The following is a 2,598-nucleotide window of genomic DNA, read 5'->3' on the forward strand; positions in this document are numbered from 1 at the left end:
TAACAGGGCCATACCGCCCGGCCCCGTGCCGCGCGGTTTCCGTAAAAACCCTGTCCTCAGAGGGAACCCTCTACGCTCCCCCCTCGCCTAGCGCGTGGCGATTGCGTAGGCTGTTGGCCTGACTGATATCTACAACGGGCCATACGCCCGGCCTCAAGGCTTGCAGGGGAAAGAAGGAGACACGCCCATGCGATTCGACGTCGAATTGCTTCTGCTCGCGCTGGCGCCCGTCTTCCTGCTCTGCATCGCGTGGGAGGCCTGGCACCTCGCCCGCACTCGTGCGCAGGACCATGTCTATGCGTGGCGCGACACGCTGTGCAACGCGGCGCTCGCACTGATGCACCAGGGCGCCGACAAGATCGCGTGGCTGTTCGTGATCCCCGTCTATGCGTACTGCTACCAGCACTATCGCCTGTTCACGTGGCACGACAGCTGGCTGTCGTTCGCGGTGCTGTTCGTCGCGCAGGATTTCCTCTACTACGTATTCCATCGCGCAAGCCATCGCGTGCGCTGGCTGTGGGCCGCGCACGTCGTGCACCACTCGTCCGAGCGGATGAATTTCTCGACCGCGTTCCGTCAGAGCCTGATGTACCCGGTCGCGGGGATGTGGGTGTTCTGGCTGCCGCTCGCGTTCGTCGGCTTTCCGCCGCAACAGGTCGTCGGCATCGTGCTGATCAACCTCGCGTTCCAGTTCTTCGTGCATACGCAGGCGATCGGCAAGCTCGGCTGGCTCGAATACGTGCTGAACACGCCGTCGATCCACCGCGCGCACCATGCGCGCAACCCGCGCTACATCGACCGCAATTACGCAGGCGTCCTTGTGATCTGGGATCGCCTGTTCGGCAGCTATGTCGAGGAAACGCCCGACGATCCGCCGCAGTACGGGATCGTCGAGCGGCTCGGCTCGAACAACCCGCTCGTCGCGACGTTCCACGAGTGGGTATCGATGGCCGGCGACGCGTTGCGCGTCGACGGCTGGCGCAACAAGCTGCGCGCGATTTTCGGCCCGCCCGAATGGGCGAGCGCTTATCATGCGCAGATTGCCGAGGCCGCGAACCCCGATCCGCGCACCGTGCCGCTTGCGGCTGCGCGAGACCAATAAACCGTTTCAGCCAACGGCCGCCGCGCAGCCCGGAACCGAGCAGGCACGCGGCAGATGAGAAACACATCAGGCCATATCTACGAGGAGATCGAACGATGCAGACACAACAACACGCACCCGCCCGCACCCGTCAGCGCATGCTGCGCACCGCGCAAGTCGCGATCGCCGGCGCCGCACTGGCGCTGCTCGCCGCATGCGGCGGCGGTGACGACAACAACAGCAACAGCGCGTCGAACACGCCGCCGTCGGGCGTGAAAATGCAGATCGTATCGTTCGGCGACAGCCTGTCCGACGCAGGCACCTACTCGCAGATCAAGCTCGGCTTCGGCGGCGGCCGCTTCACGACCAACCCGGGCCAGGTGTGGACGCAGAACGTCGCGCAGTACTACGGCGACACGCTGCAGCCCGCGAACCAGGGCGGTTTCGGCATTCCGCTGCAGGCCACCGGCGGCCTCGGCTACGCACAGGGCGGCTCGCGCGTGACGCAGCAGCCGGGTATCGGCCACGCGGACGCCAGCGTACCGAACGCCGACTACGCGCAAGCAACCACGACGCCGATCGCCGACCAGGTCAAGCAATACGTGTCGCAGCACGGCAGCTTCAACGCCGGCCAGGTCGTGCTGCTGAACGGCGGCGCGAACGACATCTTCTACCAGGTCGCAGCGCTGCAGGCCGGCGCGATCACGCCGACGCAACTGCAGCAGAACATCGGCGCCGCCGCGCAACAGCTTGCGGGCATCGTGCAGCAGATCGTCGCCGCCGGCGCGACGCACGTGTTCGTGTCGAACGTGCCGGATATCGGCGGCACGCCGCTCGCGCTGCAAGGCGGCACGCAGACGACCCTCACGCAACTGTCGATGCTGTTCAACGGCACGCTCGCCGCGACGCTGCAGGCACTCAAGGTCGACACGACCAAGTACGTGCTGCTCGACACGTTCACGTGGCAGGACGGCATCCTCGCGAACTACAAGGCGAACGGCTTCGCCGTGTCGAACACCGACACCGCCTGCAACCTGAAGGCGATGGTCCAGGCCGCCACGCAGTACGGCGTCGCGAACGCAACCGCATTCGGCTCGTCGCTGTTCTGCTCGCAGCAGACCTACACGGTCGCGAACGCGGACCAGACCTACATGTTCGCCGACACGGTCCACCCGACGACGCGCCTGCACGCACTGTTCGCGCAGTACGTCGAACAGCAGATCGCGAAGTCCGGCGTCGGCAAGTAAGCCGCCGGCCACGCGGCCAAACGAAAACGCCCGACCGGTTTGCCGGTCGGGCGTTTTTTCATTCCAGTGCCGGGATTAGCGTCAGTCGCGCGCTTCGAACGCGGCCGCCGCGCGGCCAAGGCGATCGTTGACCGCGATCCATTCGACGGTCTCGGGCAGCTTCTCGACGAGAATCCGCGCAACCTGCGCGCGATCGAGCGCACGCAGCATCCCGTACAGGTCGCGCGCATACGCCTGCGGATCTTCCGGCGCCGCGACGAAATGCACGCC

At 65.9% G+C, this 2,598-nt stretch carries 3 protein-coding genes; 2 read left to right on the top strand and 1 reads right to left on the bottom strand.

The genetic code is table 11. From position 1 onward, the window contains the following. Positions 1–187 precede the first annotated feature (187 nt). A complete protein-coding gene (locus G3N99_RS37880; protein ID WP_174940369.1) occupies positions 188–1,102 on the top strand; it encodes a sterol desaturase family protein in 915 nt (304 codons plus the stop codon). Positions 1,103–1,197: 95 nt separating this feature from the next. Further along, a complete protein-coding gene (locus tag G3N99_RS37885) occupies positions 1,198–2,328 on the top strand; it encodes an SGNH/GDSL hydrolase family protein (protein ID WP_174940367.1) in 1,131 nt (376 codons plus the stop codon). Positions 2,329–2,409: 81 nt separating this feature from the next. Here the strand turns inward: G3N99_RS37885 and G3N99_RS37890 are convergent. Further along, a partial coding sequence (locus tag G3N99_RS37890) for a Sua5 family C-terminal domain-containing protein (RefSeq protein ID WP_277396491.1) occupies positions 2,410–2,598 on the bottom strand: 189 nt, incomplete at its 5' end.

It is taken from the genome of Burkholderia sp. Ac-20392, assembly GCF_017104585.1.
GTDB lineage: Bacteria > Pseudomonadota > Gammaproteobacteria > Burkholderiales > Burkholderiaceae > Burkholderia > Burkholderia lata.